Source organism: Mesorhizobium sp. B2-3-4, from assembly GCF_006442315.1.
Lineage (GTDB): Bacteria > Pseudomonadota > Alphaproteobacteria > Rhizobiales > Rhizobiaceae > Mesorhizobium.
Map to the genome: position 1 here is coordinate 38,716 of NZ_VFVY01000010.1, position 23,290 is coordinate 62,005.

Annotated in this window: 25 protein-coding genes; 6 read left to right on the plus strand and 19 right to left on the minus strand. The window is 63.1% G+C overall.

The window, feature by feature from the left end; genetic code table 11:
- Positions 1 to 4: 4 nt before the first annotated feature.
- From FJ967_RS16605 to FJ967_RS16650, 10 genes are all read right to left on the minus strand, one after another.
- Positions 5 to 1,084, minus strand: a complete 1,080-nt coding sequence (locus FJ967_RS16605) for an ABC transporter ATP-binding protein (protein ID WP_140732904.1) — start codon at positions 1,082 to 1,084, stop codon at positions 5 to 7.
- A gap of 42 nt (positions 1,085 to 1,126) precedes the next feature.
- The gene (glpD, locus tag FJ967_RS16610) at positions 1,127 to 2,653 is read right to left on the minus strand and encodes a glycerol-3-phosphate dehydrogenase (RefSeq protein WP_140732905.1); all 1,527 of its coding nucleotides are present in this window, start codon (positions 2,651 to 2,653) and stop codon (positions 1,127 to 1,129) included.
- A gap of 124 nt (positions 2,654 to 2,777) precedes the next feature.
- A complete protein-coding gene (locus FJ967_RS16615; protein WP_140732906.1) occupies positions 2,778 to 3,545 on the minus strand; it encodes a DeoR/GlpR family DNA-binding transcription regulator in 768 nt (255 codons plus the stop codon).
- A 127-nt stretch (positions 3,546 to 3,672) separates the two neighbouring features.
- Positions 3,673 to 5,085, minus strand: coding sequence for an aspartate aminotransferase family protein (locus FJ967_RS16620; RefSeq protein WP_140732907.1), 1,413 nt, complete (start codon positions 5,083 to 5,085; stop codon positions 3,673 to 3,675).
- Between the two features lie 105 nt (positions 5,086 to 5,190).
- Entirely contained in the window at positions 5,191 to 5,922 is a 732-nt protein-coding gene (locus tag FJ967_RS16625; protein WP_140732908.1) for a peptidase, read from the minus strand.
- 69 nt (positions 5,923 to 5,991) lie between these two features.
- Positions 5,992 to 6,786 (minus strand): transglutaminase family protein, encoded by a 795-nt coding sequence (locus FJ967_RS16630; protein WP_140732909.1) that lies wholly within the window; start codon positions 6,784 to 6,786, stop codon positions 5,992 to 5,994.
- 42 nt (positions 6,787 to 6,828) lie between these two features.
- A complete protein-coding gene (locus FJ967_RS16635; protein ID WP_140732910.1) occupies positions 6,829 to 7,770 on the minus strand; it encodes an alpha-E domain-containing protein in 942 nt (313 codons plus the stop codon).
- A 132-nt stretch (positions 7,771 to 7,902) separates the two neighbouring features.
- Positions 7,903 to 9,315, minus strand: coding sequence for a circularly permuted type 2 ATP-grasp protein (locus FJ967_RS16640; RefSeq protein ID WP_181175929.1), 1,413 nt, complete (start codon positions 9,313 to 9,315; stop codon positions 7,903 to 7,905).
- 171 nt (positions 9,316 to 9,486) lie between these two features.
- Positions 9,487 to 9,723 carry an Lrp/AsnC family transcriptional regulator gene (locus tag FJ967_RS16645; protein ID WP_010909609.1) on the minus strand — a complete coding sequence of 79 codons (237 nt, stop codon included), beginning with the start codon at positions 9,721 to 9,723 and terminating at the stop codon, positions 9,487 to 9,489.
- An 80-nt stretch (positions 9,724 to 9,803) separates the two neighbouring features.
- A complete protein-coding gene (locus FJ967_RS16650; protein ID WP_140732912.1) occupies positions 9,804 to 10,427 on the minus strand; it encodes a DsbA family protein in 624 nt (207 codons plus the stop codon).
- 191 nt (positions 10,428 to 10,618) lie between these two features.
- Between FJ967_RS16650 and FJ967_RS16655 the strand changes: the two genes are divergently transcribed.
- Positions 10,619 to 11,038 carry a DUF4864 domain-containing protein gene (locus FJ967_RS16655; protein ID WP_140732913.1) on the plus strand — a complete coding sequence of 140 codons (420 nt, stop codon included), beginning with the start codon at positions 10,619 to 10,621 and terminating at the stop codon, positions 11,036 to 11,038.
- Positions 11,039 to 11,057: 19 nt separating this feature from the next.
- Here the strand turns inward: FJ967_RS16655 and tgt are convergent, their stop codons facing one another.
- The 7 genes from tgt to coaD are packed head-to-tail and all read right to left on the minus strand — an operon-like array spanning position 11,058 to position 15,648.
- Positions 11,058 to 12,188, minus strand: a complete 1,131-nt coding sequence (gene tgt / locus FJ967_RS16660; RefSeq protein WP_140732914.1) for a tRNA guanosine(34) transglycosylase Tgt — start codon at positions 12,186 to 12,188, stop codon at positions 11,058 to 11,060.
- Positions 12,181 to 12,450, minus strand: coding sequence for a hypothetical protein (locus tag FJ967_RS16665; protein ID WP_140732915.1), 270 nt, complete (start codon positions 12,448 to 12,450; stop codon positions 12,181 to 12,183). The genes tgt and FJ967_RS16665 overlap by 8 nt, the downstream gene beginning before the upstream one ends.
- Positions 12,440 to 13,525 (minus strand): tRNA preQ1(34) S-adenosylmethionine ribosyltransferase-isomerase QueA, encoded by a 1,086-nt coding sequence (gene queA / locus FJ967_RS16670; protein WP_140732916.1) that lies wholly within the window; start codon positions 13,523 to 13,525, stop codon positions 12,440 to 12,442. The genes FJ967_RS16665 and queA overlap by 11 nt, the downstream gene beginning before the upstream one ends.
- Complete coding sequence (locus tag FJ967_RS16675; protein WP_140732917.1) at positions 13,525 to 13,974, minus strand: DMT family transporter; 450 nt, start codon at positions 13,972 to 13,974, stop codon at positions 13,525 to 13,527. Before FJ967_RS16675 ends, queA begins: the two co-directional genes overlap by 1 nt.
- Positions 13,975 to 13,986: 12 nt before the next feature.
- A complete protein-coding gene (locus tag FJ967_RS16680; protein ID WP_140732918.1) occupies positions 13,987 to 14,499 on the minus strand; it encodes a peptidylprolyl isomerase in 513 nt (170 codons plus the stop codon).
- A gap of 43 nt (positions 14,500 to 14,542) precedes the next feature.
- Positions 14,543 to 15,130, minus strand: a complete 588-nt coding sequence (locus FJ967_RS16685; RefSeq protein WP_140732919.1) for a peptidylprolyl isomerase — start codon at positions 15,128 to 15,130, stop codon at positions 14,543 to 14,545.
- A gap of 17 nt (positions 15,131 to 15,147) precedes the next feature.
- The gene (gene coaD, locus FJ967_RS16690) at positions 15,148 to 15,648 is read right to left on the minus strand and encodes a pantetheine-phosphate adenylyltransferase (RefSeq protein WP_140732920.1); all 501 of its coding nucleotides are present in this window, start codon (positions 15,646 to 15,648) and stop codon (positions 15,148 to 15,150) included.
- A 193-nt stretch (positions 15,649 to 15,841) separates the two neighbouring features.
- On the opposite strand from coaD, the gene FJ967_RS16695 reads away from it, so the two are divergent.
- On the plus strand, positions 15,842 to 15,994 hold the full coding sequence (locus FJ967_RS16695) for a hypothetical protein (RefSeq protein ID WP_140732921.1): 153 nt from the start codon (positions 15,842 to 15,844) through the stop codon (positions 15,992 to 15,994).
- Between the two features lie 77 nt (positions 15,995 to 16,071).
- Here FJ967_RS16695 and gyrA read toward each other — a convergent pair whose 3' ends face one another.
- Positions 16,072 to 18,873 (minus strand): DNA gyrase subunit A, encoded by a 2,802-nt coding sequence (gene gyrA, locus FJ967_RS16700; protein WP_140732922.1) that lies wholly within the window; start codon positions 18,871 to 18,873, stop codon positions 16,072 to 16,074.
- A 174-nt stretch (positions 18,874 to 19,047) separates the two neighbouring features.
- Here gyrA and FJ967_RS16705 point away from each other — a divergent pair, with 174 nt between their 5' ends.
- Both FJ967_RS16705 and FJ967_RS16710 read left to right on the plus strand, forming a co-directional pair.
- Positions 19,048 to 20,778 carry a SulP family inorganic anion transporter gene (locus FJ967_RS16705; RefSeq protein WP_246675291.1) on the plus strand — a complete coding sequence of 577 codons (1,731 nt, stop codon included), beginning with the start codon at positions 19,048 to 19,050 and terminating at the stop codon, positions 20,776 to 20,778.
- Entirely contained in the window at positions 20,775 to 21,395 is a 621-nt protein-coding gene (locus FJ967_RS16710; RefSeq protein ID WP_140732924.1) for a ParB-like protein, read from the plus strand. The genes FJ967_RS16705 and FJ967_RS16710 overlap by 4 nt, the downstream gene beginning before the upstream one ends.
- Before the next feature lie 28 nt (positions 21,396 to 21,423).
- Here FJ967_RS16710 and FJ967_RS16715 read toward each other — a convergent pair whose 3' ends face one another.
- Entirely contained in the window at positions 21,424 to 22,254 is an 831-nt protein-coding gene (locus FJ967_RS16715) for an AraC family transcriptional regulator (RefSeq protein WP_140732925.1), read from the minus strand.
- 86 nt (positions 22,255 to 22,340) lie between these two features.
- On the opposite strand from FJ967_RS16715, the gene FJ967_RS16720 reads away from it, so the two are divergent.
- Both FJ967_RS16720 and FJ967_RS16725 read left to right on the plus strand, forming a co-directional pair.
- Complete coding sequence (locus FJ967_RS16720; RefSeq protein ID WP_140732926.1) at positions 22,341 to 22,868, plus strand: hypothetical protein; 528 nt, start codon at positions 22,341 to 22,343, stop codon at positions 22,866 to 22,868.
- Positions 22,869 to 22,901: 33 nt separating this feature from the next.
- The gene (locus FJ967_RS16725; RefSeq protein ID WP_140732927.1) at positions 22,902 to 23,279 is read left to right on the plus strand and encodes a VOC family protein; all 378 of its coding nucleotides are present in this window, start codon (positions 22,902 to 22,904) and stop codon (positions 23,277 to 23,279) included.
- Positions 23,280 to 23,290 lie beyond the last annotated feature (11 nt).

Below are 23,290 nucleotides of genomic sequence, written 5' to 3' on the forward strand. Positions count from 1 at the left end.
CTCCTCAAGCCGCCAGCTTCGCCGCGGTCACGGCGCGGCCGTGCTCGTCGAAGACCATGATGTGACGCGGATCGATGAAGACATCGACCACCTGATCGGTCTCGAAATCCCTGATGCCGTGGGTCAGCATGACCCAACGCGCATCCGCGAAATCGAGATGGACGAAGCTCTCGGACCCGGTGATTTCGGTGATAGTGACCTTGGCCCGCACCGGCACGGCCAAGTCATTGGGCCGCTCGAGCGACAAATGGTGCGGCTGGAAGCCGATCGTGTAATTGCCATCGGCGATGGAGACGAGCTCCGCCGGCACCGGCAGCTTGACGCCGCCTTCGAGCAGGAAGTCCGGGCCCTTCTTGGCGAGCACGATGGTGTTGAGAGGCGGATCGGCGAAGGTCCTTGCCGTCACCAGGTCGACCGGCTTGCGGAACACGTCGATGGTCGGGCCGAACTGGGTGATGCGGCCTTCCGACAGTGTCGCCGTGTTGCCGCCGAGCAGCAGCGCCTCGTGCGGTTCGGTGGTGGCGTAGACGAAGATGGTGCCGGCGGCGGCGAAGATCCTCGGCAGTTCGGCACGCAACTCCTCGCGCAATTTGTAGTCGAGATTGGCCAGCGGCTCGTCGAGCAGCACCAGGCTGGCATTCTTGACGATGGCGCGCGCCAGCGCGGTGCGCTGCTGCTGGCCGCCTGACAGATTGAGCGGCGTGCGGTCGAGATAGGGCGTCAGCTTGAGCAGTGCCGCCGCTTCACGCACCTGGCTGTCGATCTTGGCCTGCTCGACACCGGCCACGCGCAAGGGCGAGGCGATGTTCTCATAGACGGTCATCGCCGGATAGTTGATGAACTGCTGGTAGACCATGGCGATCTTGCGCTTCTGCACCGGCGTGCCGGTGACGTCATGGCCGTCGAACCAGACCGAACCGGAGGTCGGCACGTCGAGACCCGCCATCAGCCGCATCAGGCTGGTCTTGCCGGAAAGGGTCGGTCCGAGCAGGACGTTGAGCGATCCATGCTGCAGCGTCAGCGATACGTCGCGGATGTGCTCGACCGCGCCGACCGCCTTGGTGACGTTCCTCAATTCCAGCATGACGCCTCCTCCCAGGCTTTCCGCATCAGCTCGAGCCCCTCTTCATTCCGCGGCCGCGACATGCTGGCGGCTGATGCCGCGCATGAATTCATCGAGTGCCGCGACCTGCTCGCGGCTGAGATGCAAGCCGCGCTTGGTCCGCCGCCACAGCACGTCTTCGGCCGTGACCGCCCATTCGTGTTCGGCGAGATAGCGCACCTCGGCCTCGTGGAGATCGCCACCAAAATTGCGGCCTAGGTCGCCGATCGACTTGGCAAGACCGAGCAGCACCTGGGCGCGCGTCCCGTAAAGCCGCGTCAGCCGGCGAGCCAGGCGCTGGTCAAGGAAGGGGTAGACACCCTTGAGTTTGGCGACCTGCGCATCGAAACCGGTGGCCGGAAAATCGCCGCCAGGCAGCGGCGCATTGGATGTCCACGGCTTGCCACGCTTGCCAAGGAAACCCTCGATCTTCTCCAGCATCGATTCGGACAACCGGCGATAGGTGGTGATCTTGCCGCCGAAGGCATTGACGATCGGCGCCCCACCCTCGCCGCCATCGGCCTTCAGCACGTAGTCGCGGGTTGCTTCCTGCGCCTTCGAAGCGCCGTCATCATAGAGCGGGCGCACGGCCGAATAGGTCCAGACGATGTCCGAACGCTTGACGGGAACCGCGAAATATTCGCTGGCCGCGGCGCAGAGATAATCGATCTCGGTCTCGCTGATCTTCACGTCATGCGGATCGCCGGGATAATCCTGATCCGTGGTGCCGATCAGCGTGAACTCGTCCTCGTAGGGAATGGCGAAGATGATGCGGCCATCCCTGTTCTGGAAGAAATAGGCGCGCGGGTCGTCGAATTTCTTGGCGATGACGATATGGCTGCCCTGCACCAGGCGCACATTGTGCACGTCGTTGAGCCCGACGACGCCGGACAGCACATGGTCGACCCATGGTCCGGCGGCATTGACCAGCAGCCGCGCCTTGACCTCCTCGGTCTCGCCGGTCCGCACGTCTTCGATCTTGATTGTCCAGAGGCCGTTTTCGCGGCGGGCGCCGACCACCTTGGTACGGGTGCGGATGGTTGCGCCGCGGTCGGCGGCATCGCGCGCGTTGAGCGCCACCAGCCGCGCGTCATTGACCCAGCCATCGGAATATTCGAAGGCCTTTTTGAACAAGGGTTTCAGAGGCTTGCCGGCCGGATCGCGCGTCATGTCGAGCGTCCTGGTCGCCGGCAGCAATTTGCGGCCGCCAATGTGATCGTAGAGGAACAGGCCGAGCCGGATCAGCCAGGCCGGGCGCAGACCCTTGGCATAGGGCAGCACGAAGCGCATCGGCCAGATGATGTGCGGCGCGTTCTGCCACAGCACCTCACGTTCCATCAGCGCCTCGCGCACCAGGCGGAACTCGTAGAATTCGAGATAGCGCAGGCCGCCATGGATGAGCTTGGTCGAGCCCGACGATGTCCCGCTGGCGAGATCATTCATCTCAGCCAGGAAAACCGAAAACCCGCGGCCGACGGCGTCGCGGGCAATGCCGCAGCCGTTGATGCCACCGCCTATGACGAAAATGTCACGGATCGAAGATGCGTCCACCAGTTCCTCCACGATTTCGCATTGCACCATTTTGGGTCTTTTGCGAAACCGTGGCGGAATTATTTCGAACTGATAACGAATGTCAAACGAAATATCACAAGCCCGTGAAACGGCCGTGAATGCCTTAGCCGAGCGACGTTTCGATGAGTTGAACCTCGGCTTCCTGGCAGATCCTGCGCACCGAGGGGATGTCGCAACGGTCGGTGATGAAGGTGTTGACCTGCGACAGATGGCCGATCCGCACCGGCGCGGTACGCTCGAATTTGGTCTGGTCGGACACCAGGATGACATGCCTTGCATTGGCAATGATCGCTTGCGCCACCTTCACCTCGCGAAAATCGAAATCGAGCAGCGCCCCGTCATGGTCGATGGCGGAGGCTCCGATGACGGCATAGTCGACCTTGAACTGCTTGATGAAATCGACCGCCGCCTCACCGACGACGCCGCCGTCGGAGCCGCGCACCACGCCGCCCGCGATCACCACTTCGATCGAGGGATAGATGCGCATCCTGTTGGCAACATTGATGTTATTGGTGATGACCATGAGGCCGCTGTGATCGAGCAAAGCCTTGCTGACCGCTTCCGTCGTGGTGCCGATGTTGATGAACAGCGAAGCGTTGTCCGGGATAAGCCTGGCCGCCGCGCTGCCGATCGCCTCTTTCTCCTCGGCCGCGATCTTGCGCCTTGCCTCATACTCCATGTTCTCGATGCCGGATGGGAACAAGGCGCCGCCATGGATGCGCGAAAGCAGGCGCTGGTCGCACAGATCGTTGAGATCCTTGCGGATGGTCTGCGGCGTCACGTTGAAATGTGTCGCCAGATCGTCGACCAGCACCCGACCATTATCCTTGGCCATCTGGATGATTTCGGCATGGCGCGGCGACAGATACATTTCACAACCTCCCCTTTTCGTTTTTCTTGATTATAAACGAAAACGAAAATGATGAAAGGGTGTAAGCCGGCTAATGGAAATCAGATGATTGCAAAGGCAAACTTGGGCATAACTCCATGAGCCACGTTCAGGTCAGGCCGCGCGCGATTTCGGTGATGACGGCAAAGGCCGAATCGACATCGGCGGCGGTTGCCTCGAACTGGCCGACCTGGAAGCGGATGGCGACACGCCCGTTCACCCCTGTCTGCGTCAGGTAGATGCGGCCGTCATCATTGATGGCGTTGACCAGTCGAAGATTGTGCTTGTCGGTCTCCGTACCGGCCGGCGCGGCATGCCGGAATGAAAACAGCGACAGCATCGGCTCGGTGACGATCTCGAAATCCGGCTCGCCGGCCAGGCGCGCGGCAAGACCCTCGCTCCAGGCGACATGATTGCGGATCATCGTGCGCAGGCCTTCCAGCCCGTGCGCCCGCAGCAGGAACCACAGCTTCAGCGCACGGAAGCGCCGGCCGAGCGGCACCGACCATTCGGAATAGTTGACGACACCGTCATGGCCGTGGGTCTTGAGGTAGTCGGGCTTGATGGCCAGTGTCCTGACATGACTCGAGGGATCGCGCAGGAACTGGATCGAACAGTCGAATTGCGCCCCCAGCCATTTGTGCGGGTTGAAGACGATCGAATCCGCGCCTTCGACGCCCACCCAGAAGTGACGATATTCCGGGCAGATCATCGCCGAGCCGGCCCAGGCGGCATCGACATGCAGATAGAGCCCGTGCCGCCTGGCAATCTCGGCAACCGCCGCGATGTCGTCCGTGCCGCCCGTACTGGTACCGCCGACGCAGGCGATGATGCCCGCCGGCAGCATGCCGGCCTTCCTGTCGGCAACGATCGCGGCCTCCAGGGCTGCCGTATCCATGGCGCGAAAGCGTCCGGCGACCGGGATGCGCACGAGATTGTCCTCGCCGATACCCGATACCCAGATCGCCCGGTCGATCGACGTGTGCACCTGGTCGGAGGAATAGATGCGAAGCCGGGCCTGCCCGGCCAGGCCTTGTCTGTTGCCTTGCCAGTCGAGCGCGCGCTCACGCATGGTCAGAACCGCGTTCAATGTCGCCGACGAGGCCGAATCCTGGATCACGCCGGCAAAGCCTTCCGGCAGGCCAAGCGCCTGGCGCATCCAGTCGACGGTGCGGGTCTCGAGTTCTGTTGCCGCTGGCGATGTCTGCCAGAGCATGCACTGCGCGGCCATTGCCGACACCAGATACTCTGCCACGACAGAAACCGGCGCGGCATTTGCCGGGAAATAGGCGAAGAAGCGTGGATGCTGCCAATGCGTCATTCCAGGCACGATCTTGGCCTCGAAATCGGCGAAGATCCGGTCCATCGGTTCCGCTTGCTCGGGCGGCGATGTTTCGATGCTTCTGAAGATTTCGCCGGGGGCAACCGCCGGACGAACCGGCAGATCACGCAGCGTGGCGCGGTAATCCGCGCCCCAGTCGGCGGCGCGCCGCGACCAGTCCCGAAACTCGTCGTTGTTCATACATCCTCCCGGACCGCGCATGGCATTGCGGTCAAAATAGCGTTGTCATTTCATTAACACGTTAATTATATCGCGACAACAGCCATGTCCGACGGACGAGCCACCCTACCCCGGAAAGTCCGGCAGGCTGGCAAAGGCAGTCTTCAATGCGTTCGACCAGCCCTCGGAAATGGCGCGGTAATAGGCGTCGTCCTGCCCGATCCGTTTCCTCAGCCCGACCTGGAAAGCATCCTGCTCCAGGAAGAGCAGGTCGAGCGGCAGGCCGACCGACAGGTTGGATTTCAGCGTGGAATCGAACGACACAAGCAGCAGCTTCACTGTCTCGGCGAGACTCATCGTGCGCTCATAGGCGCGGATGATGATCGGCTTGCCATATTTGGTCTCGCCGATCTGGAAGAACGGCGTGTCATCGGTCGATTCGATGAAATTGCCTTCGGGATAGATCATGAACAGGCGGGGCGCGCTGCCCTTGATCTGCCCGCCCAGGATGAAGGAGGCGTTGAAATAGGAATCAGCCTTTTCACCGGCGGGCGACGATTGCGCGATCACCTCTTTCACAGTGTCGCCGACCAGCCGCACCGTCTGGTACATGGATGGCGTTTCGAGCAGCTTCTCGTGGCGATCGGTCACCGCCTTGGTGCGCTCGTCGAGCAGGCTGACCACGGCCTGCGTCGTCGCCAGATTGCCGGCCGACATCAAGACGATGACGCGTTCGCCGGGCTGTTCCCAGACGTGCATCTTCTTGAATGTCGAGATCGAATCCATGCCGGCATTGGTGCGAGTGTCCGACATGAAGACGAGCCCGCGATCGATCTTGAGCCCGACGCAATAAGTCATGATTGCCTTTCCGGCGGTGAGATTCGGATTTCAGGTCTGTTCGACCGGAAATCAACCGGCACTGGCCGATTACTGCTCGACCCTGACCGTCACCGCAAGCTTCTCCTGCGCTTGCCCGAGCAGAATTCCCGAAACGGGCGACGCGTCGCGATAATCGCGCCCGATCGCTATTTTCACGTAGCGCTCGTCGGGAGAGATACCGTTGGCGGGATCGAAGGCAACCCAGCCGAGGCCCGGAACATGGGCTTCAGCCCAGGCATGGCTCGCCGCCTGCTCGACGGCGGCATCCATCATCAGATAGCCGCTGACATAGCGAGCCGGAAAACCCATGGCGCGCGCGGCGGCGGCGAAGATGTGGCTATGGTCCTGGCAGACACCTGACTTGAGCGCCAGGGCCTCTTCAGCCGGCGTCGCCGCACTGGTGGTGCCGGGCGTATAGGCGACACGCTCGCCGATGACCGCCATGAGCCGGTGCAGTCTTTCGATGTCGGTCCCTTTGCCGACCGCCTCCGCGAGGCCACGAACGCCGTCGCCGGCCGTCGTCAACGGCGTTTCCTGCGCGAACAGCCATAGCGGTGCAAAGCCTTGATGCGGCCCGCAGACGCCCGATGTATCGCGCGTCAGCACCTCGCCCGATGCCTCGACGGTCACCGTATTGTGGCCGCCCTCGATGCTCACCAGCCTCGTGTCGTTGCCAAAATGATCGGCAAAACGCACTTCCTCGCGTGCGCCGTCGATCTTGATCGCCCAGGACGACACGGTCTGCGTCGGCCCGCTCTGCGGCAACAGGCGCAGCCGCTGCAGCAAATACTGCAACGGCGCGTCATAGCTGTATTCGGTGCTGTGGGTGATCTTGAGCCGCATGGCTATCTTCCGTTTGTGAGCACCCGCTTTTCGGGATCATGCTCAATAGAACCTGTAGTCCTGCGCGATCTCGTCGCCGAGCCTGGTGTTGTCGCGAATGAAGCCGGCCAGGAACTCATGCAGGCCCGCGTCGAATATGTCCTTGATCGATCCCGCGCGCAGCATCGTCTGCGTCTTCTCCGCCGTCGCATGGCAGGCATGGCGCTCGCCATAGTCGTCGCCGAGGAACTTCAGATGCTCGGCCAGGAAGCGGTAGCAGAAGGTCAGCGACCTCGGCATGCGCACGTTGAGGATCAGGTAGTCGGCAATGTTGGTCGGCTTGTAATCGGCGTCGTAGACCCAGCGATAGGAGCGATGCGCCGAAACCGAACGCAGGATCGATTCCCACTGATAGTTGTCCAGGCTCGATCCCACCCATGAGATCGACGGCAGCAGCACGTAGTATTTCACGTCGAGGATACGCGCCGTGTTGTCGGCGCGCTCGACATAGGTGCCGAGCTGCGAGAAATCGAAGATCTCGTTGCGCAGCATGGTGCCGTAGAACGAGCCGCGGATCAGTGCCGTCTCGCGCTTGATCGCGTCGAGCACGCTTGGCAGATCGCGCTCGTCGATCGGCCTCGCCAGCATGCGCTTCAGCGCCATCCAGGCCTCGTTGATGCTTTCCCAGGTCTCGCGCGTAAGCGCGGTGCGCACCATGCGGGCATTGTTGCGGGCGGTCTCGATCGAGGCCATCGTGCTCGACGGGTTAGATGTGTCGCGCAGCAGGAAGTCGGCGACGTTGGCGGCCGTATACTCCGAATATTTCTGTTTGAAGGCGACGTCGGAGCCGGCGCTGAGCAGCACCGAATTCCACTCTTCGGATGCGTTCTGGGTGCGGGTCAGCGCCATGCGCAGGCCAGCGTCGACCAGACGCGCCATGTTTTCAGCCCGCTCGATATAGCGGTTCATCCAGTAGAGCCCGTTGGCGGTGCGGCCGAGAAGCATGGGGAGGCCCTCGGGCTAGTGAGTAGGGAATAGGAAGTAGTGAGCAGGAAATAATTGAATCTCAACGGAATATGGCATGCGCTTCCCCTCTACAGTTCACTACTGACTACTCACCAATCCCTACTCACTCACTCAATCATCCAACACCCACGTATCCTTCGTCCCGCCGCCCTGGGACGAATTGACGACCAGCGAGCCTTCCTTGAGCGCGACGCGCGTCAGCCCGCCGGGAACAAGCTGGATACGATCGGAGACCAGCACGTAGGGTCGGAGATCGACATGGCGCGGCGCCAGGCCCTTCTCGGTCAGGATCGGGCAGGTCGACAGGGCCAGCGTCGGCTGCGCGATATAGTTCGAGGGTCTTGCCGCCAGCTTCTTGGCGAACGCCTCGCATTCCTTTTTGGTCGCCGCCGGGCCGACCAGCATGCCGTAGCCGCCCGAGCCGTGCACTTCCTTGATCACCAGTTCGTGGATGTGTTCGAGCACGTATTTGAGGCTGTCCGGTTCCGAACAGCGCCAGGTCGGGATGTTGCCGAGGATCGCCTTGCGGCCGGTGTAGAACTCGACGATCTCGGGCATGTAGGAGTAGATCGCCTTGTCGTCGGCAATGCCGGTGCCCGGCGCGTTGGCGATGGTGATGTTGCCGGCGCGGTAGACGTCCATGATGCCGGGCACGCCGAGTGCAGAATCCGGTCGGAAGGTCAGCGGATCGAGATAGGAATCGTCGACGCGGCGATAGAGCACATCGATCTGCTTGTAGCCCTCGGTCGTGCGCATCGCGACATGACCGTCGACGACGCGAAGATCCTGCCCTTCGACCAGCTGCACGCCCATCTGGTCGGCCAGGAAGGCATGCTCGAAATAGGCCGAATTGTAGCTGCCGGGGGTCAGCACGGCGATGGTCGGTGCGCCCTTGGTGCTCTGCGGGCGAACCGCCGCCAGCGACTGACGCAGCAGCTGCGGATAGTTCTCCACCGGACGGACCTTGATCTTCTGGAACAGCTCCGGAAAGAGTTGCATCATCGTCTCGCGGTTCTCCAGCATGTAGGAGACGCCGGAGGGTGTGCGGGCATTGTCCTCGAGCACGTAGAACTCGTCCTCGCTGATGCGCACGATATCGACGCCGATAATGTGGGTGTAGACGCCGGCCGGCGGCCGGACCCCGATCATCTCCGGCAGGAATGCCTCGTTTCTCGCAACAAGATCTCTCGGCACACGGCCGGCGCGCAGAATTTCCTGGCGGTGATAAATGTCGTCGAGAAAGGCGTTCAGCGCCTGCACGCGCTGTTCGATGCCTTGCGTCAGGCGCCGCCATTCCTGGCCCGAAATGATGCGCGGAACGATGTCGAAGGGAATGAGCCGCTCGGAGGCTTCCTGTTCGCCATAAACGGCGAAGGTGATGCCGGTCTTGCGGAACACACGTTCGGCATCCTGCATCTTCTCGGTAAGCCTGGCCGGATCCTGCTCCTTCAGCCAGCGATCGTAAGCCGAATACGGTCTTCTTAATCCGGAGACCTCCGGAAGCATTTCATCGAACGCTGCCAATCGCATACTCCCCTGTGACGCCATTTCACTGGCGTCGCCGAAGAAAATCAAGCGCAATCGGTGATTTGAGGGGTGCGGGCGTTCAGTATGTTGCAACTGCCTAAAATTGGAGCAGCTCAACCATAGGCCCGATCAGCCTTTGCCTCGCACCCGGGCACATGCCTCGCGCGGCTAGAACGCGCGAAAGGTGACGACCGTGAAGGTGTCCTTGATGCCGGGCAGAATCTGCACCTTCTCGTTGACGAAATGGCCGACGTCTTCCTCGTCATCGACATAGAATTTGGCGAGCAGGTCGTAATTACCGGCGGTGGAGTAGATTTCCGAGGCGATCTCGGCGTCGGCAAGCGCGCTGGCAACCTCGTAGGATTTGCCGAGCTCGCATTTGATCTGCACGAAAAACGCCTTCATGGCTTCGTCCCGCTAAACTTCCAGGTCCAAGCGGCCCTTCTGGCAGACTGGAGGCGGGCTTTCAAGCGCCGGAACCGTACTTAGCCGGCCCGGGCCGCTGCCACGGCATCCCGCAGCTCCGCCACCGGCATGCCGCGCTTGAACAGCTTGCCGCCAATCACCAGCGCCGGCGTACCCCGCAACTTGAAAGCTGCCGCCTGCGTGTCGTTGCGCGACAGCAGCGCGTCGATCCGCGGTTGGCGCGCCGCAAGCCCGGCCCGCGCCTGATCGACATCGACACCGACGGAGCCCAGAATATCGTTGGTGCGGTGCTCGGAGAGGCCGCGCTGGTTCGCCATCAGCGCATCGACGGCGGCCGCATAGTGCTCTCCGGACGAAAGCGCCATCCGCGCCGCGTCCCGCGACACCTCGCCGAAGATCGGCCAATCCTTCATCACCAGCCGGATGCCTTGATCCTCGGCCATCAGCGTCTTCAACTCGATAAAGACCAGCTTGCAGATCGGGCATTGATAATCGACGAATTCGGCGATGGTGACATCGCCCTTGGGATTGCCAAGAGCCGGTATCGCCGGATCGAAAGCCACTTCGTTGACCGTCGGCGCAATCCTTGCCCAGGCCGGCAGCGGAGCCAAGGCGGCAAATGAAGCAGCGCCTTTCAGCAAAAAACGCCGATCTACAGGCGGCGCGAACAGTGGTCGTCCCATTGTCTGCTCACTCTCTTCCCTCGCATTCACGATGAGCGCCCCGCCTTAAAGCAAGCTTAAGCCTGTGGAATGCGCCAAGGCGAGATGAATGTTCGCCGCCGATGAAACCGGGAAGCGCTCCTGTGCGTATGTTAGCATGCCCGCGGAACGGATTTCCAAAGGCAGCTTTGGAGAGACAACGGAGACGGGACATGCGCCGCACGCTTTTCGCACTCGCCTTGGTTCCGCTCATGCTGACTTCCTCGGCGTTTGCCGGCGATGCCGAGGTCAAGGCTGGTCAGGCCGTTATCGACGGCCAGTTGAAGGCCCTCATCGCCGATGACGGCGCCAAGGCCTACAGCTTCGCCGCCCCGAACGTGAAGCAAGTCTTCCCGACCGTCGACGCTTTCATGAACATGGTGACCAACGGCTATCCACCGGTGCGCAAGCCGCAATCCTATGCCTTCGGCAAGGTCGAGGAGACCGGCCCGGGCTCGATCGTCCAGCAAGTGCTGATCGTCGGCCCCGACGGCAAGGACTACGAGGCGGTCTACACGTTGCAGCAGCAGCCCGACGGCACGTTCCAGATCACCGGCTGCAGCTTGCGGGCGTCGAACTCGCTGAGCACCTGAAGGGCGGCGGCGTCTGGCGTCACAGGGCCGGGATATCGCCCCTCGCCCAGCCCTCTGATATCTCGGCCCCACGCGCCTCGAAGCTGCCTGTCTCGATCGCGGCGCGGATGTCCTGCATCAGCTTCTGGTAATAGGAAAGATTGTTCCAGGTCAGCAGCATGGCGCCGAGCGCCTCTTGCGATCGTACCAGATGGTGCAGATAGGCACGCGAATAGTCGCGCGCCGCGGGGCAGTCGCTCTCTTCGTCGAGCGGACGGTGGTCGTCGGCATGCCGGGCATTCCTGAAGTTGACCTTGCCGCGCCTTGTATAGGCGAGGCCATGCCGGCCGGCCCGCGTCGGCATCACGCAGTCGAACATATCGATACCGCGCGCCACGGATTTCAGGATATCGTCGGGTGTGCCGACGCCCATGAGATAGCGCGGTTTGTCCGCGGGCAGTTCCGGACAGGTGATGTCGAGCATGTCGAGCATCACCGCTTGCGGTTCGCCGACCGCAAGGCCGCCGACAGCATAGCCCTTGAGGTTCATGGCGCTCAGCGCTTGCGCCGAGCGCACCCTAAGTGCGGCGTTGTCGCCGCCTTGCACGATGCCGAACATCGCCTTGCCCGGTTGCTCACCGAACGCCGTCTTGCAGCGCTCGGCCCAGCGCAGCGACAACTCCATGGCGCGCTCGATCTCTTTCAGTTCGGCGGGCAGCGCCGTACATTCGTCGAGCTGCATCTGAATGTCGGAATCGAGCAGCCCCTGGATCTCGATCGACCGCTCCGGCGACATCTCGTAAGGCGCGCCGTCGATATGCGAGCGGAAGGTGACGCCTTTCTCGGTCAGTTTCCTGAGCTTGGACAACGACATCACCTGAAAGCCACCGCTGTCGGTCAGGATCGGCTGCGGCCAGCGTGCGAACTCATGCAGGCCGCCAAGCCGCGCCACGCGCTCGGCGCCAGGCCGCAGCATCAAGTGATAGGTATTGCCGAGGATGATGTCGGCGCCGACGCCGCGCACCTGGTCCATATACATGGCCTTGACAGTGCCGCCGGTACCGACCGGCATGAACGCCGGCGTCCGGATTTCGCCGCGCGGCATATCGATGAGGCCGCGCCGCGCCTTGCCGTCGGTCGCCAGCACCTTGAAGGTGAACGTCTCAGCCATTGAATTCCTTGTCGTGGACCGGCGCGTCGGGCGCCTGCCTGTCGAGCGACTGGCGGTATTGAACGCAGCCGCGCATGAATTTCGGCCACGGCGGCACGGCGATGGATGGTTCGGTCTTCTCAGGCAGCAGATCCCACAGATCGGGGTGATGCCAGCACAGGTCATGACCTGATGTGTCGCGATGCGCGCGGATGCCGGCGCGTAATTTTCTCACTTCCGCAATCAGCCTGTCACGATCGAAAGTCTGCAGATCATCGTCCATCGCGCTCTTCCCTGAACAGAAGACTGGCGTCTCCATAGGAATAGAACCTGTAACCGCCGTCGATGGCATGCGCATAGGCCGCGCGCATCGTGTCGAGGCCACTGAAAGCCGAGACCAGCATGAACAGGGTCGAGCGCGGCAGATGGAAATTGGTCATCAGCATGTCGGCGGTCCGAAAACGGTAGCCGGGCGTGATGAAAATATCGGTTGGGCCGGACCAGGCAGCCAGCGTGCCGTCCTCGCGTGCGGCACTCTCCAATAGCCGCAGCGATGTCGTGCCGACGGCGATGATGCGCCCGCCCCTCGCCCTGGCTGCATTGAGCGCATCGGCGGTGGCTTCGCTGACCGTACCGATCTCGGAATGCATCTTGTGATCTGCCGTATCGTCGGCCTTCACCGGCAAAAACGTACCCGCGCCGACATGCAGCGTGACGAAGCGCCGTTCGACACCCTTGGCGTCGAGCGCGGCAAACAGCTCCGGCGTGAAATGCAGGCCGGCGGTCGGCGCTGCCACGGCACCTTCTTCGCGGGCATAGATGGTCTGATAATCCGCCCGGTCGCGCTCGTCATCGTCGCGCTTCGAGGCGATGTAGGGCGGCAGCGGGATGTGGCCGACCGCGTGCAGCGCCTCGTCGAGAAACGGTCCCGACAGATCGAAGCCGAGCAGCGCCTCGCCGCCCTCGCCCTTTTCGATCACCGTGGCATCGAGTTGGCCAAGGAAACAGGAATTGCCGTCATGGCCGAAATGGATGCGGTCGCCGGCCGCGATACGCTTGCCCGGCCGCATGAAGGCGAGCCAGCGGTCAGACGCCATGCGCATATGCAATGTGGCCTCGACCTGCGCCGCCGCCTCGCCACGCCGCCTGATACCCTTGAGCTGCGCGGGAATGACCTTGGTATCGTTGAAGACCAGCACGTCGCCGGCCCGCAGCAAGGACGGTAGAGCGCCCACCGTCCGGTCTTCCAGCCCTGCGCCCGGTTCGACCACCAGCATACGGGCGTTGTCGCGCGGTTCGGCCGGGCGAAGCGCGATGCGCTCCTCCGGCAGGTCGAAGTCGAAGAGGTCGACGCGCATCAGTAGAGCCGGACGAGCAGCGCTCCGGCCAGAAGCAGCACCGCGCCGGCGATGCGGCCGAGCGAGATTTCACGCACCGCGACGCCGAGGAAGCCGACGCGGTCGATGAGCATGCCGGCAAGCAATTGACCGGCCACCAGGAACGCCATCAGGGCGGCGGCGCCGATACGTGGCGTCAGGATGGTGGAGAGCGTGACATAGAAGCCGCCGAGCATGCCGCCGGCCACGAACAGCCACGGCGCCGGCGCCTTCCAGTCGAGCGAGATGCCTTGCAACTTCACCACCGCGATGGAGATGATGCCCAGCACGACCGCGCCCGACAGGAACGAGAACGCCGCGGCGGCGACGGGGAGACCGAGGCCGCGCGCCAATTGCGCATTGATCGGCGCCTGAATGGCGATGAAGGCGCCGGACAGGATACCGAGCAGGGACCAGACAACGCCCATCATCGTCTTTTCGCCTTACTTGACGTCCGCCGCGACCTTGAGCGACACGATCTTGTCGGGATCCTGCACCGGCTCGCCGCGCTTGATCTTGTCGACATTGTCCATGCCTTCGATGACCTGGCCCCAGACCGTGTACTGGCGGTTGAGGAACGCCGCATCGTCGAAGCAGATGAAGAACTGCGAATTGGCAGAGTTCGGGTTCTGGGCGCGCGCCATCGAGCAGGTGCCGCGGCCATGGTTGGCGTTGGAGAACTCGGCCTTCAGGTCCGGCTTGTCGGAACCGCCCATGCCCGCGCGCGACGGCGCGAAGGTCGGCTTCGAGGAATTGCCGAACTTGACGTCGCCGGTCTGGGCCATGAAGCCCTCGATGACGCGGTGGAAGACGACACCGTCATAGGCGCCTTCCCTGGCCAGTTCCTTGATGCGGGCGACATGGCCAGGAGCCAAATCGGGGAACAGTTCGATGACGACCTTGCCCTTGGTCGTTTCCATGATGAGCGCGTTTTCGCGGTCCTTGATCTCGGCCATGTCAGATATCCTTTTGTCCAAAAACGAAATTATTCGCCAATTTTCATTTGTCTGCGGCGATGCGCACCTTGATCATCCGGTCGGGATCGGTGACCGTGCCATTGTCCGCCTCGTCGCCCTTCTTGATCTTGTCCACCAGGTTCATGCCGCTGACGACATTGCCGACGATGGTGTACTGGCCGTCGAGCGGCGGCGCCGGCGCGAACATGATGAAGAACTGCGAATTGGCGGAATTCGGATCCTGCGAGCGGGCCATGCCGACCACGCCGCGCTTGTAGTGCTCGTTCTGCGAGAATTCGGCCGGCAGGTCGGGCAGGTCCGAGCCGCCCGTGCCGACGGCCTGGGCATTGAAGCCCTTCTCCATATTGCCGAACTTGACGTCGCCGGTCTGCGCCATGAAGCCGTCGATGACGCGATGAAACGCGACATTGTCATAGGCGTGGTCCCGCACCAGCTTCTTGATCTGCGCGACATGCTTGGGCGCCAGATCGGGGCGCAGCGCGATGGTGACGTCGCCGTCCTTGAGCGTGATGATCATGGTGTTTTCCGGATCGGCGGCTTGGGCGGAAACGGACGCGGTCAGGAGACCGGCGAGCACGACAAAGAACGAGGCGAGCCTTTTGAGCTGCATGAGGATTTTCTCCGGGCTTATTTCGCGAATTTTGCGGTGAGCGCACCGGCCACGGCCGCCGGCACGAAGGGACGGATGTCGCCGCCCATCGAGGCTATCTGGCGCACAAGTGTGGCGGTAATGGTTCGCACCGACGGGCTGGCGGGCAGGAAAACCGTCTGCAGCTCCGGCGCCATGGTTTCGTTCATGCCCGCCATCTGCATCTCGTAGTCGAGGTCGGTGCCGTCGCGCAAACCACGGATCATGATCGAGGCGCCTTCTCTCCTGGCGGCATCGATCACCAGCCCGTCGAAGGCAACGACCTTGATGCGGGCGCCGTCGCGGCCGAATTCGGCCTTGGTCGCGGCCTCGATCAGCGCCACGCGCTCCTCGAAGGAAAACAGCGGCTTCTTGCCCGGATGAATGCCGATCGCGGCATAGACGATATCGGCCACGGCCAGCGATGCTTTGAGCACATCGAGGTGGCCGTTGGTCAACGGATCGAAGGAGCCGGCATAAAGGGCGGTGCGTTCGGTCATGCCGCAGCTTCTAGCGAGCCTCTCTCACAAAGGCAAATCCGATCGGCGTGCCCGCCGTGAACCTTTTCGGGCACATGAACGACAGATGAACACGCTGATCACGAAGCCTTCACGCAGCGTTCACTAGGTTGCACCTTAATAAGATGAAACCAAAATCCCATCTATCCGTTGTAAGGCGCAGGAGAACACGCATATGCTGATCTACATGCTCGCCACCGCAATGACCGTCGCCATGCTGATCGCCACAGTATTCGGGCTGCATCAGGAGGCACAGCGCATCCGCGTCAAGGCAACCACCAAGCGCTTGGAAGGCTTCGGCCCGCGCAAGCCGTACCGTCACTACTAGAACCAGCTTCGTCTGGACTTGCTGCCACGCCGGCCGATTGGCCGGCGTTGTTATGTCGAAACCAGGTCCACGCCTTATCAGGCGCTATCGGAACCGGCATCCGTGGTGGCCGTGGTGTCAGTGCCGGCCTCGCCATTGTCTTCGCTTTCCTCGTCCGATTGCGGCTCCGAGATGCGCTCGACCGAGACAACCTTTTCACCTTCAGCGGTATTGAAGATGGTGACGCCCTTGGTGGCGCGGCTGGCGAAACGGATGCCGTTGACCGGCACCCGGATGACCGTGCCGCCGTCGGACACCAGCATGATCTGGTCGTCGTTGCCGACCGGGAAAGTCGCCACCAGACGGCCGATTTCGGCCGTCTTGGAGACGTCGGTGGCGCGGATGCCCTTGCCGCCGCGCCCGGTCAGGCGGAAGTCGTAGGACGAAGAGCGCTTGCCGTAGCCATATTCGGTGACCGTCAGAACGTACTGCTCATGCGCCTTGAGGAACTCGTAGCGCTCGTCGGACAGCTCCGTCTCCTCGCCAACCTCCTCATTGGTCAGCGCGATCTCTTCCTCTTCGCCGGCCGCGATGCCCGCGGCAAGCCGCCGTTCGGCGGCGGCGCGCTTCAGATAGGCGGCGCGTTCGGCCGGCGGTGCATCGACATTCTCGATGACGGACATGGAGATGATGCGATCGGTTTCGGCCATGGTTATGCCGCGCACGCCGACGGAATTGCGGCTCTGGAAGACGCGCACGTCGCCGACGGAGAAACGGATGCACTGGCCCGAACTCGCGGTCAAAAGCACGTCGTCATTGTCGGTGCAGGTCTCGACGCCGAGGATCTCGTCGCCTTCCTCCTCCAGCTTCATGGCGATCTTGCCGTTGCGGTTGACCTGGACGAAGTCGGACAGCTTGTTGCGACGCACAGTGCCGCGCGTGGTGGCGAACATCACATCGAGTTCGCCCCAGCTGGTCTCGTCCTCGGGCAGCGGCATGATCGTGGTGATGCGCTCGCCCTGCTCCAGCGGCAGCATGTTGATCAGCGCCTTGCCGCGTGACTGCGGATTGCCGATCGGCAGCCGCCAGACTTTTTCCTTGTAGACGATGCCGCGCGAGGAGAAGAACAACACCGGCGTGTGTGTGTTGGCGACGAACAGCCGGGTGACGAAATCCTCGTCCTTGGTCGACATGCCGGAGCGGCCCTTGCCGCCGCGACGCTGCGCCCGGTAGAGCGAAAGCGGCACGCGCTTGATGTAGCCCGAATGGCTCACCGTCACGACCATGTCCTCGCGCTGGATCAGGTCCTCGTCTTCCATGTCGGCGCCGCCGTCGGTCAATTCGGTGCGGCGCGGCGTACCGAACTCGTCGCGCACGGCGGCGAGCTCGTCCTTGACGATCTGCTGGACGCGCGCACGCGACGACAGGATGTCGAGATAGTCGACGATCTCGGCACCGATCGTGTTCAATTCGTCGGCGATCTCGTCGCGGCCGAGGGCCGTCAGGCGCTGCAGGCGCAGTTCGAGAATGGCCCGCGCCTGTTCCTCGGAGAGGTTGTAGGTGCCGTCCTCGTTGATGCGGTGGCGCGGATCGTCGATCAGCAGGATCAGCGATTCGACGTCGCCGGCCGGCCAGCGCCGTTCCATCAACTGCTCGCGCGCCGTCTGCGGGTCCGGCGCGGTACGGATCAGCTTGATGACTTCGTCGATGTTGGCGACGGCGATGGCGAGGCCAACCAACACATGCGCGCGGTCGCGCGCCTTGCGCAGCAGGAACTTCGTGCGCCTTGTGATCACCTCCTCGCGGAAGGTGACGAACGCCTTCAGCATGTCGGTGAGCGTCAGCAGCTCCGGCTTGCCGCCGTTCAGCGCCACCATATTGGCGCCGAAGGACGTTTGCAGCGGCGTGAAGCGGTAAAGCTGGTTGAGGATGACGTCGGCGACGGCGTCGCGCTTCAGCTCGACGACGACCCGGTAGCCCTGGCGGTCGCTCTCGTCGCGGATGTCGGAAATGCCCTCGATGCGCTTGTCGCGCACCAGCTCGGCCATCTTCTCGATCATCGAGGCCTTGTTCACCTGGTAGGGAACCTCGGTGATGATGATCGATTCACGGTCGTTGCCGCGCTGTTCGATGTTGACCTTGCCGCGCATGACGATGGAGCCGCGGCCAGTCGAGTAGGCGCTGTAGATGCCGGAACGGCCGAGCACGATACCGCCGGTCGGGAAATCCGGCCCCGGAATGATCTCCATCAGCGCCGGCAGATCGATCGCCGGATTGTCGATGACGGCGATGGCGCCGTTGCAGACTTCACCGAGATTGTGGGGCGGAATGTTGGTGGCCATGCCGACGGCGATGCCGCCGGAGCCATTGACCAGCAGATTGGGAAAACGCGCCGGCAGAACCTTTGGCTCGGTGTCAGACGCATCATAAGTGTCCTGGAAATCGACGGTGTCCTTGTCGATATCTTCCAGCAGTTCATGCGCGACCTTGGTGAGGCGCGATTCGGTGTAACGCATGGCCGCCGGTGGATCACCGTCGATCGAGCCGAAATTGCCCTGCCCGTCGATCAGCGGCACGCGCAGCGACCAGTCCTGCGCCATGCGCACCAAGGCGTCGTAGATCGAGGCATCGCCATGCGGATGGTATTTACCCATCACGTCGGCGACGGGGCGCGCCGATTTCACATATTTGCGGTTCCAGTGGTAGCCGCTCTCATGGGCGGCATAGAGGATACGCCGATGCACCGGCTTCAGGCCGTCGCGCACGTCGGGCAGCGCACGGCTGACGATCACGCTCATCGCGTAGGAAAGATAGGAGCTCTGCATCTCCTCGATAATGGAGATCGGCTCGATGCCGGTGGGGCCGCCGTCGGGCCCGCGCGGTGTCTTCTGGTCGGTCAAATCGGATCACAATCTAATCAGGAATCACTTGCTGCTTATATAGGAAGCCAGACCGAAACTCCAATGTCCGCGCCACTTTTCCAGTGTCATTTTTAGTGGTAATTTCAAAAGGATACCACTGATTGCGACGATATGGCCACAGCGCTTTCGCCGCCAGCAAGGCAAAAGCCGGCAATGGACCGTTTTCCTCAAGCGAAAGCCGTGGGCGCGATGGATTGGAGCTCGTGGCTGCCCCTGCGGGCGCTGCGTGGCTGGAGGCCACGCGATCTCAACGGCGATCTGATCGCGGGTATAACGCTGGCCGCCATCGCCATTCCCGAGCAGATGGCCACGGCCAGGCTCGGCGGCTTTGCTCCCGAGGTCGGCTTCTTCGCTTTTGTCGCCGGTTCGGTGGCATTTGCCCTGTTCGGCGCCAATCGCCACCTTTCGGCCGGCGCGGATTCGACCATCACACCGTTGTTCGCCGGCAGCCTGGCCCTGCTCGCCGCGTCGGGTTCACCGCATTATCTGGCGCTGGCTGCCACGCTGGCGCTGATGGTCGGTTTGATCGTGATGCTGAGCGGCGTCTTTCGCCTCGGCTGGATCGCCGACCTGCTCTCGGTGCCCGTCACGACAGGTTTTCTGGCCGGCATCGCCGTCCACATCATCGTTTCGCAACTGCCCGGACTGCTTGGCCTGCCGGCCGAAAGCGGCGAGACCGTGCGGCGCATCGGCGAGATCGCCGGCGGCCTCCATCTCACCAACCCCTGGAGCCTTGCGCTCGGCCTTGGGGTATTCGCGATCGTGTTCGTCTCCGAGCGCATCAGTGCCCGCATTCCCGGCGCGCTGATCGGCATGGTGCTTGCCACGGCGGCGGTCGCCGCCTTCGGCCTCAAGGAGCAAGGCGTCGAGGTGCTTGGCGCCTTGCCCAACGGCCTGCCGCGGGCAACGTCGCCGCTGGCCGGCCTCGACGACGTCCAGGCGCTCGTTCCGCTGGCCTTGCTGATCGCCATCGTCGTCATGGTGCAGACAGCCGCCACCTCCCGTTCCTTCGCCCCGCAGGGCGACGCGCCCGACGTCAACCGCGATTTCGTTGGTGTCGGCGCCGGCAGCATCGCATCCAGCCTGTTCGGTGCCTTCGCCGTCAACGCCAGCCCGCCACGCACGGCAATCGTCTCCCAGTCAGGTGGCCGCTCGCAACTCTCAAGCCTCATTGCTGCGGCGATCGTGCTGGCGCTGGGGGCTTTTGGCGGCGGTCTGCTTGCAGACGTGCCGCAGGCCGCCCTTGCCGGAGTTCTGATGTTCGTCGCCCAGCACATTCTGCGCTGGAAAGTGTTCGCCAGCGTCTACCGGCAAGCCCCAGTCGAATTCGTGTTGATCCTGATCACCATGGCGGCCATCGTGGCGCTGCCCATCGAAACCGGCGTCGCGGTCGGCATCGGCCTGTCGCTGCTGCATGGGATCTGGAGCGCGACCCGGACGCTGCCGATCGAACTGGAACAAGTGCCGGGGACCTCGGTCTGGTGGCCGCCAGCCAAGCCGGGCGCCGGCAACCAGCTCCCCGGCGTTCTGGTCACGGCCTTCCAGGCGCCACTCTCCTTCGTCAATGCCGACCGTTTCAAACGCGGCTTCTGCGACCTGGTCGACGCCGGCCAGGGCAATGTGAAGCTCGTCGTGCTGGAGGCCAGTAACATTGTCGAGATCGACTACACCGCGGCCCAGGCTTTGATCGAAACCATCAGCCATTGCCGCAATGCGGGCGCAATATTTGCCATTGCTCGGATGGAATCGGTACGTGCACAGGCCGCCCTCGAGCGGTTCGGCATCATCGACCTCGTCGGCCCGCAGCGGATCTTCCACAGTGTCGATGCCGCCATCAGGGCTCTGCACTCCGGCCCGCCGGAAAACCAGGAGAGCGCGACATGATCGTCCTGAGAGAGCCGCTGGTGACACCCGTCCCGGTCAAGGAGTTGCGGCCCACGCAGATTACCGTCGGCATGCGCGAGGTGGACCTCAAGCGCCAGATGATCCGCTCGCAGAGCGCCGCCAAGACCGGCGCCTTTCTGGGCAAGCACATGATCCCAGTCGTCCTGGGGCCCAAGGAGCGCAATTACGTCACCGACCACCATCATCTTGCCCGCGCCCTGCTCGAGGAAGGCGTCAAGGATGTGCTCGTGACGGTGATCAGCGACCTGTCGGCACTCGACAAGGATGCGTTCCTTTTCATGCTCGACAATCGCGGCTGGATGCACCCGTTCGATGAAAACGGCGAGCGCCGCGACTATGCCGCCCTGCCGAAGACCATCGGCGACCTGGTCGATGACCCTTACCGGAGCATGGCCGGCGAATTGCGCCGGCTGGGCGGCTACGCCAAGGACACCACCCCGTTCAGCGAATTCCTTTGGGCGGATTTCCTGCGCCGGCGCATAGACAAGGGTGCGGTGGCGAAAAACTTCGACAAGGCTATGAAGGACGCGCTGGCGCTCGCCAAGGGCAAGGACGCGGACTACCTGCCCGGCTGGTGCGGCCCGACCATGGACTGATGCCGCGGCTGGTGGCGCAAACCACCGTTCAGTTCCTGCCTTGCCGCACGCCACGATAGCGGCCCGGCGTCTCACCCATGACCCGCCGAAACCGGCGATTGAAGGTCGACAGATCGTTGAAGCCAGCCTCGAACGCAATTGCCGAAATGGCATCGTTGGATGTGCGCAGGCGCACCGCGGCGCGGTGCAACCGGATCCTGAGCAGATACTGATAGGGCGTCATGCCGGCGACCTGTCGGAAGGTGCGCAGGAAATGATAGGGGCTGGTCGCGCTCCCGTCCGCCAAGGCTGGAAGCGAGATCGGTCCTTCGGCATCCAGTTCGATCCGCCGCACCGCCTCGGCAACCCTTTTTTGATCGCGCCGGCTTGGGTCGCTTCGGACATGCGTGACGCCGCAGACCGTGGCAACGGCCGCACCGGCGATGCGCAGCGCGAGTTCCTCGAAGGCGTCCGCGTCGGCCATGTCGCGCGCCGCTTCAGCCTCGGCCAGCAGCGGCGCCAGGGCCGGCAATGGCGGCAGGCGCGGCGCCGCGAAGGCGAGCGTCCTGGCGCCCGGCACATCGGCCACGATCCGCTCCATATAGGCCGGCTCGAAATGGAACGACAGGCAACGGTCGCCGCTGCCATGCTCGTGCCCGCATTCGTAGCATGTGCCGGAATTGCCAAGCAGCAGGCTGCCAGGCGCCAGCATTGCCGTGCCTTGCCGCGCGCGGTAACGGAAAGTCCCGCTGGTGACCGCCGCAACGCAGAAATCCCGATGCGCTTCCTCGAACGGCCGGTCGCCGGCACCAGCCGTGCAGATCACATCCGCCACGTGCCAGCCGGGTCCCGATGCAAGCGTATTCGCGTTTGCCGTCATGGCTGGAAAGATAGCAATTTTTCCCAAGCGCGGAACCCCGACCCGACCGTATTGCTTGCCCTCCCCTGACAAACGAGGCAGCAAACATGACCGATTCCTTTGCCAAGGCCCTGCTCAGCGAGGGTCCCGATCCGACCCTGACCGAGAAGCTGGCGCTCTATGGACGTTTCGTCGGCGCCTGGACGTTCGACGCCACACGCATACTCGAGGACGGCACCAGGCTCACGGGGAGAGGCGAAGTGCATTTCGGCTGGGTGCTGGAAGGCAAGGCGATCCAGGATGTCTGGATCCTGCCCGCACGCGACGCCGGCCCCTCGCCGTCGCTCGGCAAATGGACCTTCTACGGCACGACGCTCAGGGTTTATGACCCCGGCGCCGATGCCTGGCACATCTTCTGGAGCGATCCGCGCAACCAGTATTTCAGCCGCCAGTTCGGCCGTGCCGAAGGTGACACCATCGTGCAGGTCGGCGCCGACGGCGGCGGCTCGTCCGTGCGCTGGAGCTTTTCACGCATCACCGAGAATTCCTTCCGATGGCTTGGCGAACGCTCGCAGGACGGCGCGAACTGGCACCTCGAAGTCGAGTTCCTGGCGCGCCGGGAAACAGCAAGCTGACATCGGGAAACTATGGTAACAACGGAGAAAGCCATGTTCGATCATATCTCGATCGGCGTCCGTGACGCCGCAGTCTCCAGGCGTTTCTACGATGCCGCGCTGAAGCCGCTCGGCTTCACTTGCCTCAGCCAGTCCCCGGGCTCGCTCGGCTATGGCGCGCGGGCCGTGGCGTTGTGGGTGAACGAGGCGGCGCGACCGGTGCAGGCGGACAAGCAATCCGGCCTGCATTTCTGTTTCGCGGCGCCGGCACGCGATAGCGTCGACGCCTTCCATGCCGCGGCCTTGCGCCAAGGCGGCAGCGACAATGGCGCGCCGGGCTTGCGCCCAGACTATGGCGAGAACTACTACGCGGCCTTCGTCATCGACCCGGACGGCTACCGCCTCGAAGCCTATTGCGGCGTCGCGGGCTGACCGTCGAGAGG